The following is a 12,887-nucleotide window of genomic DNA, read 5'->3' on the forward strand; positions in this document are numbered from 1 at the left end:
CCAAAATGCTCCGCGACTTCTCGGACGGTCGAAATGCTCGTTTAGCGACCACACACCCAGCGCTGGGGTATCCTTGGAGCACATGCACCGCAAGCCGCACAAAGGAGCCGCCATGCGCACCGAGCTCGATGTTCCCTTTTCGCACAAAGACCAGGCCAAGGCCCTGGGCGCCAAGTGGGACCGGGTCAAGAAGATCTGGTACGTGCCCGACGGCGTCAACCCCGAGCCCTTTGCCGCGTGGCTGCCCGGCGTGGATCGCTCCGACCCCAGCGCGCCCTACATCTACCTGGTGCTGGGCAAGCGCGAATGCTGGAAGTGCCACGAGCAGACGACGGTCGCGGCCTTTGGCATTCCGTATCGGGTGGCCGAGGACTCGGGCAGCAAGGCTGCGCCCGGCGGCGCGCCCGCCATGGACGACGCGGGCCACATCGTGATCGACACCGCCTGCGCCAACGCCGTGGCCATCGTCCCCACGCTGGGCTGCGTGCCGGCCGAGATCCGCGACTACCTGCGCGAGCGCTGCGGCTACAAGCCCGTAACGTCGCGCACCACCAAGACCGTATCGCTCGCCAGCACCTGCACCGGCTGCGGCGCGCTGCAAGGCAGCCATTACCTGTTCGAGGAGCCCACGTCGCCGTTTGCACTCACGGCCATCAACAAGCTGCCCGCGCTGGAGTTCGTGCGCGTGGAAGTCGCCGGCGTCTACGGCATCCCCGCCAGCCAGGACAACTTTGACCAGGCGCTCTTCACCTGGGCACGCGACCACCACACCCAGTTCCACAAGACCTTGTACGAGGGGATTTACCTGTAGGGCATCTTATAAGGCAGAAACGGCTGAGCGTGGAAAATCTCCCGTTTTTGACAGCCCTTCAGCCCAAAAACGGGAGATTATCCACGCTCGGTTTTCGATCGTCCAAAAATCCTCGCTCGCCATCAGGCAATTAGGTGTCCGCATCGTCATAGGTAATGGCGCATCCACAGGTCGGGCATTGCTGAGGATAGACCGGGAGGCGCAGGCCCGTTCGAACCCGCGGGTCGGTGGCGTGCTTATCGCGGGCATCGATGAAGGTGATGTCTAGGCACGGAAGGTCTGTACCGCAGCAAGGACAGGGCAGACAGATTTGGCTGCAGCTGGCCTCGATGAGCGGAAATAAGCTCCGATCCATCAAAACGCGCGGTAAGTTACCGTATGCGCCGCGCGCGATATCGCTTCGCCATCCCATGGTCTCCCCTTTCCTGTTTTACCTGTTGAGAAGAGGATGGCAGGATCGTGCGGCTCTCGTTGCGGCGCGACGCGATCCGATCAATCGACATGATTGGGTTGCGACGGGCCACGCCCAGCTAATACGGAGCAACGGCTTCCGCCCGGCGCCGCGATTCCGAGAAATCAAACTCGGCACGATGAGCCTCGAGGAATCGAGCGTTGGGACGCAGGCGATGTTCGTCCGGCTCACGCAACACCGACCCTGCAAACGCCGCATAGTCCGTATGCCGCAGAAGATACGACCCGCAAAGTTGATAGTCGCCACGCACCAGCTCAAACGAAATCAAATGAGCATCGAACAGCGAGTGCAAGTCACGGCGCAGCAGAATACCGTTGCTGACAACTTGCGACTTGGGACCCGAGTAGTTCTCGATATGCGCGGCCTCGAGAGCTTCATCCACATTGCAGCCCGAGACGGCACATCGACCGGTATAAGCCTCAAAAAGCTGATTGCGAAAACGCTGCTGGCCGATTCGCTCGCGACGCAACGCATAACGGACCTTTTCATCGTCGCTCGCTGGAGTGCCGGAAAACTCCGCCGCGACCGGAGCGTCCTTCATGTAGCTCATATCAGGGAAGAAACGCGCATCGGGTCCGCCCTTGTGGACGGGACCGTGCAGCACAAACCAGCTGTTCTCGGGCTCGTAACGCTCAACGAACGCTAGGCCCAGCACTTTGTAGCCGGCGCTCGTTGCAAAGAACACGCCAACGGGAACGCCGCACTCCATGCAGTTGATCATCTTTTGGTTGTAGTCCTGGTCGCGCCAGTTTTCGACCGAAGCACTTTGCGACGAGTACTTGAGCACCCACGTGCCGTCCTCAAGATAGAGCGGCGGAACATCGGGGTAGGCGCCGCGCTTGGAATTGTGCACCGAAAGGGCGAAGGTCTTTTCGCGCGGCTGATTAACGCGCCCGCGACCAGGCCAAAAGATGCCCGAATCGCGCGACACCGGAAAGAGCTCAGAATCAATCGTCAGGCGAAAGGGATATTGAGGGCTATCGGCATTGGTGCGATGCGGGAGTTTGTCCCATAGGCCGCCACGCTGCTCCTCGCGCAAGAACCATTCCCAAGCCTGAACATATTCGGACGGCACAACGCTGCAAGCGCGGTCGAAACTCGGCCGAGCAATCAGCGGAACACTAGAAGCAATGCCGTCCATAAGGAACCTCCAGGAAGAACAGTTCTTCACATTATCGCCGACCCCGAGCGATATGCGACAAAGTGCTTCCAGCGGACAGCCACAAAAAAAGGGGCCGCTTCAATCGAAGCGGCCCCTTTAGGCAGTTTAATTGTTGTCTTGCCTCTACTTAGAGTCAGGCACGATGCCGACCAGGCTAACCGTTACATCGAAGGTCGGACTTCCTTCACCAACATCGAGGCCGGACATGTTCTGACAATCGCTGTCAGTGCCTTCCATCCAAATGACAACCTTGAAGTTTGTCCCGCTGTAACCAACATGAGCGAGCATCTGAGCGTCGCCCGTCGGCTTTACGTAGGAGTCACCGCTTCCAGTTGCTCCCCAGTTTTTACTGTTCTGGTCAATCATATTGCCACCGCACACATGGGCATAGGACGGCGCCATGGTCACCGAGAGGCTGTCGGGATTCACGCAACTCCAGCCTTCGGTAGCAGAAACATCGTTTCCCTTGCCTGTCGGAAGGACCGGAGCATAAACAACCTTGAGCTCGTCATTAATCAGCAGACCAACACGAAGGCTGCCTTTGATTTTGTCAAACCAATCTTTCGAAGCGCCTTCCGACGCAGTCACAACAACGGGACCGTTCGAGCTGCTGTTGTCGAGATAGACGTCAGCCTCGCCAGTCTGGTTAATCGTGTAGAGCGTATATTCCGCCATCGTATAGGCGTAATAAGTCTCGGTATCTCCCTTGAGCGTATAGGAACCCTCAAGCTGCTTAGAAATCGTTGCCTTCTGGTAACCACTCACATCTGTACCATTCCATGATTTTGGTACAAACCAGCTATGGGCATCGTCCGTGGAAGACGGACTGATCTCATGGCCAGTGCTTGCGGCGGTCGTCTGATGATCGCTACCGTCATGAATGGCATTTGGGCCGGACGCAATTTGGAGGACCATGCCGTTTGCCTGAGCGCTGATTGTAGAGGTTGTCGCGTTTACCGTGTTGTTGGAAACGTACCACGCATAGGTGGCCGCACCCAACGCGACAAACGAAACGATGACGGTAAGTGCCGCGCCCAGAATATCGGCTTTAAGTCGCCTAACAGTTTTGGCCATAGCCGTCACCTCCTTTTAAAATAGAAAGGGCGGAACCGTTGGGGTTCCGCCCTCAAACCCACTCACATGTATGCGCGAGAATTAAGCGTTGTTCTGAGGCTCAGCATTGAACGTAAGCGTAATCTTGGCAGATGCATCTTTGAGACTACCGAGGTTATTCGTGTAAACGTTGTCTACATTGCCATCGTAGTAAACGTACGTATAAACGGCAGTGTCCTGACCAGCCGTCACGGTATCAGCAAGCAGACCGTCGGTAGCACCAGACGATTGAACAACACCGCTCTTATTGCAAACAGCCCAGTTGGTTCCACAGACAACAAGAACACGAAGGGCGTCATCAAGGGCAGCATTGCCCTTGTCGTTCGTTTTAATAGACGCACCGGTCACCTTAAGGTTGGTAAGGTTGGAACCCTTGGAGCTAATATTGAAGAGATTCGCGACGGCATATTTATTGCCTTTTTCATTAGCCGTCGAAGCCTTCGTGGGATCGCCCACAAGCTTCAGGGAAGTTGCGTCCATGGCCGCCGCGTCAACTTTCTGGGCAAATGCAGTTTCAAACTGATATTCGCCAGCACCTACAGCTTTATTGCCATCAGCGCTGAAGTTATTAGCCCACTGCGCCGGGTAGAGCGGAGTGTTGCCCAAAGTGGATACATCAGCCTGCTTATCTGAAGTGACTGCCGATTCGTTGTACTTAATGTTCATGAACGCCGCGTTCGACTGAGCGGAAATCGTGCTCGTGGTGGCCTCGACCTTGTTGTTCGTCACAAACCATGCGAAGGTGGCGGAGCCGAGGGCTACGGCTGCCACGAGGACCATAGCGATGGCAGCGCCCATCTGCTTCTTTAATGCCTTGGTATCCATACGGACCCCTTTCTTTCCCCATTCATCCCAGATGACCCTCGAGAAGCCCGGAAGGGGAGCCCGCGCTTTCGTGTTGGATGTTGCTTGCCCATCCTTTAGACATGGAATTGAGAATACCATAATTCTTACGATTTCCTTATGAGTTTTCGGCAGCCTACATTCCGGCAGATTCATAGGTCTACCTCTGGTTATATGCGGTGCTACATGAACATCGTTTACCTTATTTGATCTCTCTCCCGCGCAGTCATAAGCCCCTCTTAAGCCTTGCGACCGCAGCGCCATGCCAACGCACACATTCGCCCTCCGCCGAGCTTCGCCCTAGCCCTTCCCCACCCGCTATACTGATGTAGCACGTGTAATTTCTGCCTGCTTATGCGGGCTATTTGCCGGGAGGACTCTATGGCTGCCGCCAATCAACCCAAGGGAAGCGTTTCTACCGGATCGATCAAGCCGGTGACGCGCAAAGCCGTTCGTTGTCAGCGCGAAGTTGCCTGGCTGGTCACGCAAGCGGCCGGTAAGCTCGTCGCCACCACCGACGACGTCAACGCGCCCACACCCAGCTTTGTGCTGGCGGCGGCGTTGTCATATGCCCGCGAGCAGGAGCAGACCGCCCGGGACCGTGGCGCCGCGATCGACTACAAGGCCGTCATGGGCTCCGACCTCGCGAGCTTTTGTGCGGCCGCGGGGCTGCCCGCAGCGCCCAACGCGCTTTCGGACGCGGGCTACATGTTCACGCTCTCGGGCGCGGATCTGATCCGCGACATCTATGCCTACTGCGGCGACCTGGGCGAGCGCATGAGAGATCCGGTGCAGGTCAAACCGGGCTACGCGATCAAGCTCGCGTTGCGGTTGTTCTTGCTGGACGACGCCGCTGGCAACGGCGCTACCTCCGCCGACAACGCCTCCGCATAACAAAAGCGCCGGGTCGGGAAATCACTCCCGGCCCGGCGCTTCTTCGTTCTACTTGTCCCCGTCCCCCGCGGGCGAGTTCTTTTGGTTGCGACGGTTACTCCAGGTCACGTTGTGTTCCTTGTAGTAATCGGGCGCCTCGTTGCCGCTCGCGCTAATGGGGTCGTTGCCGGTCAGGGTGTCGGCAATATCCTGCACGAATTTAATGAACAGGCTCGAGTCGTCGGTCTCGGACGAATCAAAGTCAAAGCCAAACTCCACCGCACCGCCGATGATCTTGTCCACGCACTCCGGGTCGTCGCCGTCCAGCCAAATGACCACGGTGTACTTGTCCACATCGCCCACGCGAAAGTTCTTGTGGCTAATGGTCGTCACCACGTCCTTGGACGCAAACGGCTCGGTGTTGGGCTCGGGGCTGCCGTCGGCCGTTGCCGCCGCATAGGTGGTGGGCTCGCCGTTGCGGTACACCCGCACGCGCGCCGCCTTCTCCACGCCCTTGCTGGCGCTGACCACCTTGAGCTTGGCGCTGTAGCCCAGATCGGTCTTGCCGGCGTTGCGGATATAGAAGGTGTACGCCACATAGTTCTTGCCGTTGTGGCTGCCGTCGATGTTATCCAGGTTGTCGGGCAGGTCGTCGGCAGCGATATTGGTGCCGTTGTCCACGGCGTCGGCCGCCAGGCGCGCGGTGGCGTTGTTAAAGTCGCCATTGTCGGCAATGGCCACGCCGCGGCGGAACAGCTCCAGGCGGTTGAGGTTGATGGTGAAGTTACCCATGTTTTCCTGCATAAACGACAGGGCAAACAGCACGCCAAAGGCAAGCGCCAGCACCACGAGGGCTTTTTGTAGCTTGTCCATGCGCAGCAGCGCCGTGCCGATGCGCTCCATGCGGCGCTTGGGCATGTACATGGACACGACCGCGTCGGGGTCGATGTCGTCGAGGTCCTGGTCGGCCAGCGCCTGCTCCAGCTCCTCGATGCGCACCACGCCGCGCAAGTCGCGCTTGGGCTTGCGCTTGGGTTTGGGTTTGGGCTTGGACTTGGGCTTGCCGAAGCGCTTGCGGGAGGCGGGGGGCTGGTCGGGCGCGGAGTCCTCGCCGGGCGCGTCCTCGGCGTTGGCGCCGGGAGCGTCCTGTAGCGCGTCCTCGGCTTGGTCCTCGGTCAAACCCTCGGCCAAATCCTCGGCAGCTTGATCTTTGTTGTCGTTACGCTTGAACAGAGCCATGGCGATCAGATCTTATATTTGGTGCGAATGTAGCCGACATATTCTTTGACGAGCTCGCGCTCCATGTCGTCGGCGTAGCGGAACTGCAGGCCGCAGACGTTGCGGTACAGGCTGCCCTTGGGCGCGCGGCGCACCCAGCACACGATGCCCAGCTGCTCGGGCAGCTCGTGACGCTCGCCCTGCAGGCGGATCGTGGGCATTTGCACGGACAGGGCCTCGCCCACGTCGGGATAATCGTTGAGGTAGACGGCCAGACCGCCGGCCGAGACGTCGATGGTCATGGCGTCCTCGGGCTCGGGGGTCGGCTCGTTGTCGCGCTGGTAGGTCAGGCGCATGGCGACCTTAAAACGCTCGTCGCGGCGCTTGACAAAGGTGCGCTGCTCGGCGACTTTGCGCATTTTCCAGTAGGTGCGGATGCCCTTTTTCTCGACTGACTCGGGGTAGCCGGCGAGCACGAACGTTTCCTCGCCCACTTTGTATTGCAGCAGCAGCTTTTGGTTTTCGTCCATGAGCAGCGGCTTGCCGGCGAGCATGGGCGCGCTCATAAGAAAGTACGCGTCGTCCAGGTTCTCTTTGTACGTGGCGAGCATGTTGAAGTCGGTTTTTTGGCCCATGGGCACGTCGAATGCCACCTGCAGCTTGGTCCCCGGCGTTATCTGTTGCTCTGCCATGTTGTCTCCCCCAGTCGCGGGCGCCGATATCATCGTCGTGCGCGATGCACATTGGGCTATTGTAACTGCTTTGCTGGAGGTTTCGATGTGCAGCGCGTGAAATGGCGGGATGCAGGGCGCGGGTGAACGTGCAGCTGCTCCGCGCGCGGCATTAATCTGACAGCGATGCATGCCCCCGACAGTCCGTCTGTCTGTCTATCTCTCAGTTATCTCTCATTTATCTCTCAGCTTAGAGATGAGTGAGAGATGAGAGACAAAAATGCCGTTATCGGTTCAACCAAATCACGTTCGCGCAGGTAAACTCATGTATACGGGAACTTTGACTCGATCCCCTAGCCACCTTGCAGCATTGTTATCTCTCATATTTATCTCTCGTCTTTCTGTTATCTCTCGCATTAGTGACGAATGAGAGATGAGAGATGCGTGAGTGATGGACGAGTGTGATTTTTTGGACGGTCGGAAAATCCCTCAAATAAAAAACGGGGCCGGCCTTACGCCGAGCCCCGTTTTCAAACGGTCAGTTAGTTATCCAACGCGCGAGCATAGCAGTCAACATTACGCCGCCGCGAACACTCCCAAGCCCGTTCCGATGATGCAGATTGCGAAGATGCCCAAGATGATCCAAATGGTCTTGACGCCCTTTTTATAGAGGGCAACGCAAGCGAACGTTGCCAGCAAGGGCAGCAGACCGGGGAAGATCGAATCGAACAGATCCTGCAGGACAATCTCCGAACCACCCACGTCAAAGGTCAAAGCCGTGGACAGCGAGACCTGTGCCGCAATCATGGCGCCGATAACGGTCATTCCGAGAACACCGGCAGCATGCGTCATGCGAGACATAAGGTTGCTCTCTTCGGACTGCTGCAAAAACTTGGTTCCCAAGTCGTAACCCAGATGGGCGGCGACGATACGCGTTGCAAAGTTAATCACGGAGTAGATGAGCGCGTACACGATGGGGCCGAGCGGGTTGCCCGTCGAAGCGATGCCAATACCAATGCCGGCGGCAACCACGCGGAACGTACCCCAGTAGAACGAATCGCCGATGCCGGAAAGCGGTCCCATAAGGCCGACCTTCATGGCGTTAATCGAGGACGTGTCGAAGTTCTTATCGGCAGCCGCCTGCTCTTCCATCGAAACCGTTAGGCCGGCTACAAACGGAAGCACATGAGGCGTGATGTTAAAGAACTCGGTATGGCGATCGAGCGCCGCATAGTAATCGTCGTCGTTGGGATAGATCTTTCGCAGGGGCTTCTGAATGGTGTACATGAAGCCCATTGCCATCATCTTGTCGTACGACTGCGAGCACTGGCTCGTAAACTGGCGAAGGAACATGCTCCGATACATATCGGGAGTCATAATCGCGTCCTTCTTGGCCTCTTTGAGGTCGGCGTTCTGGATAGCCATTAGAAGTCCTCCTCTTCATCTGCAGCAACCGTCTGCGGACCGGACGAGCCCTCGCGGAAGGCCAGGAGCAGCGCGACGCAAATGGCAGCTGCGGCGACGCCGACCACGTCCATCTTGAGGTAGATGACCATAATGAAGCCCAGGAACAGCCAGGGAAGGAGCTTGTTATCGCCCATGGTCCTGATAAGAAGAGCGAAGCCGATGCAGACCATGACGCCGGACGCAACGTTGAGGCCGTCCATCACAAACTGCGGAATCGCGTTGAGCGCATTGTTGATAAGGTCGGCACCAAAGAACAGCGAGCCAAACACCAGCAGTGCAGACGGAATGCCAATCGACAGCGGCACGATGGTCAGATGGTACAGATTCGCCTTGGCAAGATCGCGATTTGCCAGAGCGGTCTCAATCTTCTTGCAGGCAAAGGCACCCGGAACGGCGTAGCAGAAGTTGCGCCACACCTGAAGGAAGACGGAGACGGGAAGGGCGAGCGCGACGGCAGTTGCCGTGCCCGTACCCGTAATGACGGCAAACGCGCAGCCAAGCACGCCGGAGGCATAGACCTCGGGAGGAACCGCCGCGCCGACCATGATGGCGCCCATGAACATGGACTCCAAAGCAGCGCCGACGATAACGCCCTGCTGGACATCGCCAAGGATCAAGCCGACAAACAGGCTCGTAAACAGCGGACGACCAAGCATCGTAATGCCAAATAATTGCTCGTCCATGGACGCAATAAATGCGACCAGTGCAACTAGAAGATACTGGACAACCATTTCGATCAACCCCAGAAACAGGTCTGCAGGCGAGGCATTCTGCGCAGCTCGCCTGCAGACAACCGCAGCAATTTGAGAGGATTAGTAGTTCATCTGGTGATAGTAACGACGCGTGGTGAGCGGGTGGTTACGGACGTGCTCGAGATGGCAGCTCAGACGCTCGGTGATGGTGTAGGTGACCATCGGGGAGACGATCTTGCGGAACTCGGGGTCGCTGAACGGCAGCTCGACCTCGGCGGTGTCGAACTTGTTCACGCGGACATGGACGCCCTTCTCGTCGGCGAGCATGTGAGTGAAGTTGTCCACGCGGTCCATGAGCTTACGGGTGTCGTCCTCGCCGTAGAGCATGATGAGGCTCGTGCCCTCCTCGCACAGCTCGATGGTGCCGTGGAAGAACTCGGCGGCGTGGATGGACTTGGTCTTGATCCACTGCATCTCCTCGAGGATGCACATGGCGTAGTCGTAGGCCTCGCCCCAGAGCATGCCGGAGCCGATCACCATGTGGTAGTCGGTATCCTTGAAGTCCTCGGCCATGGCGGCGCAGCGCTCGTCCTGGGCGTCCTTGGCCTTGATGAGGTACGGGGCGATGTTGCCGAACTCCTCCATGAAGGTGTCGTACTTGGGGAAGGCGCCGGCGTTCTTGAGGAAGCGGGCGACCAGCGTGATCTGGTAGGTGTAGATGGCCTCGCACAGAACGTCGTCCTCGGCGAAGCTGAAGAACTTGTAATCGGCGTACTCGGTGGCCGGGGTGTTGTCGTTGGAGACATACATCAGCGTGCGGGCGCCCTGCTCCTGGCAGAACTTGGCAGCCTCAATGATCTCGGGGGTGGTGCCGGTACGGGTGGAGAAGACGCAGACAGAATCCTTGTTGAAGGTCTTGGGCGGGCAGGCGAGGAACTCTGCGGCGATCTCGCAGTGGACATCGACGTCGGCCGTGGTGGTCTCGACCCAATACTTCATCGGGAGCGTGTGGGCCCAGGTGCCGCCGCAGCCGATGAAGAAGATGTTGGAATAACCCTGCTCGCAGACCTCGTCCACGGCAGCCTCAATCTGAGGACGGAGAGCGAGGGCATCGCTCACAACCTTCTCGTAACGAGGCTCATCGAAATTGAACATCCCTTACTCCTAACTCACTTGGATGAACCCTTCATTCATCCCATGACGTTATAATACTTTATATAACTAACTATGCAAGAACTATTTCAGATTTTTTTTGATTTTTCTTTAATAAAAAGCCCGCCGATCAAATGATCGACGGGCATAGGCATAGAGCATTGGTTCAATAAATGCCGAGCATCAACGTGTTTCCGGCTAGAAAACGTCCTTGGCAAACACCTTAGCGTCATTGGGGACCTGACGGATTTCGATGGCCACGCCATCGCCCAGGAGCTCTTGGATATGCTCGGCATCTTTCTCGGTCGCAAAGATCGCAGGGGTCGGATGAAGCGTGGTCTCAGGGGTCTTTCGGGTTCCGCCCAGATTGATCTCTTTGATGTCTTTGCAACCCTTAGCGAGACGATAGACATCTTCAATCGTCTCAGTGATGATAAACAGCGAATACTTGTCGGTAACGCCGCTGTTGAGCGCCTCGATAGCAGCGTCAACATCCTTGATGACGAGTTTAACGCCGTTGGGGCGGGCGAGCCTCAAGGCCGCCTTCCTCATGTCGTCTTTTGCCACAGCATCGCTGGCAAGCAAGATGCAATCTACATCCAAAGCGTGAGTCCAGGACATGGCAACTTGGCCGTGAATCAGTCGGTAATCAACTCTCGTAAGCTTAATCATCGTTATCATCTCCGCACGTGATAAAGGGAATGACAGGTGTGGCCCCTAGCTAGGGCTCGAACCAGAACTAACTAGAACTCTTCTTCCTCGGCGCCGGCAAGCATGTCCGCCGCCTCGCAAAGCTGAATAAACGAACGCGATCCCTCGACCGCGGCTTTGGCCTTGTCCGCATCCAGGGAGTCCATCTGTGTAACCATTTCCACCAGCAGCGGCAAGTTCATTCCAGCGATTAACGTAAACGATCCGTCGGTCTGCCTCTGAATGAATTCGTTGTTTACAGAGCCGCCAAAGATGTCAGTCACGACAAACCAAGAGTCGGCAGGGTCCCTCGTCTCCATCCATGCATCAATCAACGCCGCGACGTCCCTTGAATCGTCATCGACATAGGCGCACAGGCACTCGATTCGGTCGTTGGTGCCCATCAGAATCTCCAGAGAGCTTTTCATGCCTTGGGCGAGATAACCATGACTCGCTAGCAATATCTTATTCATAGTTCTCCAATACCAATAGGACGTACTATATTGTCATAACAAAGTATATTAGCAATCTACCCTACGTGGTGTGTCTATTTTCCAAATCCGCGAACGGTAACAATTGGTCGGTAAATCGACCAATCTATCGCTAATTTACAAATAGAACTTCAGTCGCTCGGTGCAGTACACCTGACGGGAGATGAAAAGCGGCTCGCCACTTGGGGCATAACGTCTATCGACAAACAGAAGCAGCGAAGAGTCCAGCTCCACGTTAAGGTATGCCGCCTCGAGCTCGCTCGCATAGCAGACCTCGAGCGTACGCGTGTTGGGACCCATCTTGATCCCCTGGCGATCGAGTACCGCCATCAGCGAATCATCGAGGGACTCATGCTCCAAAAAAGAAAGCGCAGCGGAATAGCTATTGGTTTCCAGCATCGTGGGCTTGCCATCCACAAGGCGCAGACGACGGCTACGCAATACCTTTTGGGTATCGTCTACGCCCAGGAACTTCGCGTCTCGCAGACTTGGGAAGTCCCAGCCCATTTCGAGAACCCTGGTAGACGCCTGTTTGCCCGCAAGCTGGCACGAATGGGTAAAGCTCTCACGGTCGTCCGCGGCATACATCTGCGTGTCCGACGAAACGAACGTGCCCTTGCCGCGGGCCCTCTCAACAAGCCCAGCATCTTCCATTTCTTTAATTGCGGAGCGAACCGTTATTCGGCTCACGCCAAATTGCTCGATAAGCTCCGCCTCGGTCGGAAGCTTATCTCCCGGGCGGTACGTGCCGTTGGCGATTGAATCAGAAAGCGCACGAACAATCTGTTTGTACAGGGGGATAACGCTATTTGCCTCAACCATATCAACCATACCTTTACAAGGAATCAGCAGCCTATAGATAAATGACTTATATTGTATTAGAACTTTTTAGCACTCCACGCCATTTCCTATAATGTTTTAGCAAACGAGGGGTTATTTTGCGTAAGCGGTGTAGAGTCCATCCATTTCCGCATACAGCTTCAATCTGATGGCGGTATATGCATCCGATAAGCCGATTGATTTTTATCTTATACCTGTCTCACATTCATCCCTCGTCGTAGAGATGAATGTGAGGTGAGAGATACGTACTTGACGCGCGAGCGTGGATATTTGGACGGTTTTTGGGCTTTTGGCGGCCGATTTCGTCCGAAAATCCACGCTCGTGCGGCAGACGTCCGAATTTCCACGCTCGTGTGCCAGAAAATCCACGCTCATCCGGCAGATTGGTCGAA

14 protein-coding genes are annotated in these 12,887 nt (G+C 56.7%); 2 read left to right on the plus strand and 12 right to left on the minus strand.

Annotation, left to right across the window (positions count from 1 at the left end):
* The first annotated feature begins 112 nt into the window (after positions 1 to 112).
* Complete coding sequence (locus tag DW112_RS04310; protein ID WP_118328410.1) at positions 113 to 811, plus strand: DUF5710 domain-containing protein; 699 nt, start codon at positions 113 to 115, stop codon at positions 809 to 811.
* A 130-nt stretch (positions 812 to 941) separates the two neighbouring features.
* Here DW112_RS04310 and DW112_RS09880 read toward each other — a convergent pair whose 3' ends face one another.
* The 4 genes from DW112_RS09880 to DW112_RS04325 form a co-directional block, all read right to left on the minus strand.
* Positions 942 to 1,223: a hypothetical protein gene (locus DW112_RS09880; protein WP_118256698.1), complete on the minus strand. Its 282-nt coding sequence runs from the start codon at positions 1,221 to 1,223 to the stop codon at positions 942 to 944.
* A 118-nt stretch (positions 1,224 to 1,341) separates the two neighbouring features.
* Complete coding sequence (locus tag DW112_RS04315; RefSeq protein WP_118256699.1) at positions 1,342 to 2,424, minus strand: HNH endonuclease; 1,083 nt, start codon at positions 2,422 to 2,424, stop codon at positions 1,342 to 1,344.
* A 144-nt stretch (positions 2,425 to 2,568) separates the two neighbouring features.
* Positions 2,569 to 3,519, minus strand: coding sequence for a hypothetical protein (locus DW112_RS04320; RefSeq protein WP_118328411.1), 951 nt, complete (start codon positions 3,517 to 3,519; stop codon positions 2,569 to 2,571).
* 81 nt (positions 3,520 to 3,600) lie between these two features.
* Positions 3,601 to 4,383: a hypothetical protein gene (locus DW112_RS04325; protein WP_118328412.1), complete on the minus strand. Its 783-nt coding sequence runs from the start codon at positions 4,381 to 4,383 to the stop codon at positions 3,601 to 3,603.
* Between the two features lie 399 nt (positions 4,384 to 4,782).
* On the opposite strand from DW112_RS04325, the gene DW112_RS04330 reads away from it, so the two are divergent.
* Positions 4,783 to 5,295, plus strand: coding sequence for a hypothetical protein (locus DW112_RS04330; RefSeq protein WP_118328413.1), 513 nt, complete (start codon positions 4,783 to 4,785; stop codon positions 5,293 to 5,295).
* Between the two features lie 48 nt (positions 5,296 to 5,343).
* On the opposite strand, the gene DW112_RS04335 is transcribed toward DW112_RS04330, so the two are convergent.
* The 8 genes from DW112_RS04335 to DW112_RS04370 form a co-directional block, all read right to left on the minus strand.
* On the minus strand, positions 5,344 to 6,513 hold the full coding sequence (locus tag DW112_RS04335) for a hypothetical protein (RefSeq protein WP_117655660.1): 1,170 nt from the start codon (positions 6,511 to 6,513) through the stop codon (positions 5,344 to 5,346).
* Positions 6,514 to 6,518: 5 nt separating this feature from the next.
* Positions 6,519 to 7,184, minus strand: coding sequence for a PilZ domain-containing protein (locus DW112_RS04340; protein ID WP_158571729.1), 666 nt, complete (start codon positions 7,182 to 7,184; stop codon positions 6,519 to 6,521).
* 555 nt (positions 7,185 to 7,739) lie between these two features.
* Positions 7,740 to 8,588 carry a PTS system mannose/fructose/sorbose family transporter subunit IID gene (locus DW112_RS04345; RefSeq protein ID WP_118328415.1) on the minus strand — a complete coding sequence of 283 codons (849 nt, stop codon included), beginning with the start codon at positions 8,586 to 8,588 and terminating at the stop codon, positions 7,740 to 7,742.
* The gene (locus DW112_RS04350) at positions 8,588 to 9,361 is read right to left on the minus strand and encodes a PTS sugar transporter subunit IIC (protein ID WP_117563725.1); all 774 of its coding nucleotides are present in this window, start codon (positions 9,359 to 9,361) and stop codon (positions 8,588 to 8,590) included. The genes DW112_RS04345 and DW112_RS04350 overlap by 1 nt, the downstream gene beginning before the upstream one ends.
* 81 nt (positions 9,362 to 9,442) lie before the next feature.
* Positions 9,443 to 10,477 (minus strand): SIS domain-containing protein, encoded by a 1,035-nt coding sequence (locus DW112_RS04355; protein ID WP_118328416.1) that lies wholly within the window; start codon positions 10,475 to 10,477, stop codon positions 9,443 to 9,445.
* A 195-nt stretch (positions 10,478 to 10,672) separates the two neighbouring features.
* The gene (locus tag DW112_RS04360; protein WP_117634363.1) at positions 10,673 to 11,146 is read right to left on the minus strand and encodes a PTS sugar transporter subunit IIB; all 474 of its coding nucleotides are present in this window, start codon (positions 11,144 to 11,146) and stop codon (positions 10,673 to 10,675) included.
* Between the two features lie 71 nt (positions 11,147 to 11,217).
* Positions 11,218 to 11,637, minus strand: coding sequence for a PTS sugar transporter subunit IIA (locus DW112_RS04365; RefSeq protein WP_117634365.1), 420 nt, complete (start codon positions 11,635 to 11,637; stop codon positions 11,218 to 11,220).
* 135 nt (positions 11,638 to 11,772) lie between these two features.
* Complete coding sequence (locus tag DW112_RS04370; RefSeq protein ID WP_117563729.1) at positions 11,773 to 12,477, minus strand: GntR family transcriptional regulator; 705 nt, start codon at positions 12,475 to 12,477, stop codon at positions 11,773 to 11,775.
* Positions 12,478 to 12,887: the final 410 nt, after the last annotated feature.

Origin of the sequence: Collinsella sp. AM09-41 (assembly GCF_003473245.1) — a bacterium.
Classification (GTDB): domain Bacteria; phylum Actinomycetota; class Coriobacteriia; order Coriobacteriales; family Coriobacteriaceae; genus Collinsella.

What these genes read in the sequence shown, in the direction of transcription:
- DW112_RS09880 (WP_118256698.1), bottom strand. Translation starts at nt 1,223, where the DNA reads ATGGGATGGCGAAGCGATATCGCGCGCGGCGCATACGGTAACTTACCG.
- DW112_RS04355 (WP_118328416.1), bottom strand. Translation starts at nt 10,477, where the DNA reads ATGTTCAATTTCGATGAGCCTCGTTACGAGAAGGTTGTGAGCGATGCC.
- DW112_RS04360 (WP_117634363.1), bottom strand. Translation starts at nt 11,146, where the DNA reads ATGATTAAGCTTACGAGAGTTGATTACCGACTGATTCACGGCCAAGTT.
- DW112_RS04345 (WP_118328415.1), bottom strand. Translation starts at nt 8,588, where the DNA reads ATGGCTATCCAGAACGCCGACCTCAAAGAGGCCAAGAAGGACGCGATT.
- DW112_RS04350 (WP_117563725.1), bottom strand. Translation starts at nt 9,361, where the DNA reads ATGGTTGTCCAGTATCTTCTAGTTGCACTGGTCGCATTTATTGCGTCC.
- DW112_RS04310 (WP_118328410.1), top strand. Translation starts at nt 113, where the DNA reads ATGCGCACCGAGCTCGATGTTCCCTTTTCGCACAAAGACCAGGCCAAG.
- DW112_RS04335 (WP_117655660.1), bottom strand. Translation starts at nt 6,513, where the DNA reads ATGGCTCTGTTCAAGCGTAACGACAACAAAGATCAAGCTGCCGAGGAT.
- DW112_RS04320 (WP_118328411.1), bottom strand. Translation starts at nt 3,519, where the DNA reads ATGGCCAAAACTGTTAGGCGACTTAAAGCCGATATTCTGGGCGCGGCA.
- DW112_RS04340 (WP_158571729.1), bottom strand. Translation starts at nt 7,184, where the DNA reads ATGGCAGAGCAACAGATAACGCCGGGGACCAAGCTGCAGGTGGCATTC.
- DW112_RS04325 (WP_118328412.1), bottom strand. Translation starts at nt 4,383, where the DNA reads ATGGATACCAAGGCATTAAAGAAGCAGATGGGCGCTGCCATCGCTATG.
- DW112_RS04315 (WP_118256699.1), bottom strand. Translation starts at nt 2,424, where the DNA reads ATGGACGGCATTGCTTCTAGTGTTCCGCTGATTGCTCGGCCGAGTTTC.
- DW112_RS04365 (WP_117634365.1), bottom strand. Translation starts at nt 11,637, where the DNA reads ATGAATAAGATATTGCTAGCGAGTCATGGTTATCTCGCCCAAGGCATG.
- DW112_RS04330 (WP_118328413.1), top strand. Translation starts at nt 4,783, where the DNA reads ATGGCTGCCGCCAATCAACCCAAGGGAAGCGTTTCTACCGGATCGATC.
- DW112_RS04370 (WP_117563729.1), bottom strand. Translation starts at nt 12,477, where the DNA reads ATGGTTGAGGCAAATAGCGTTATCCCCCTGTACAAACAGATTGTTCGT.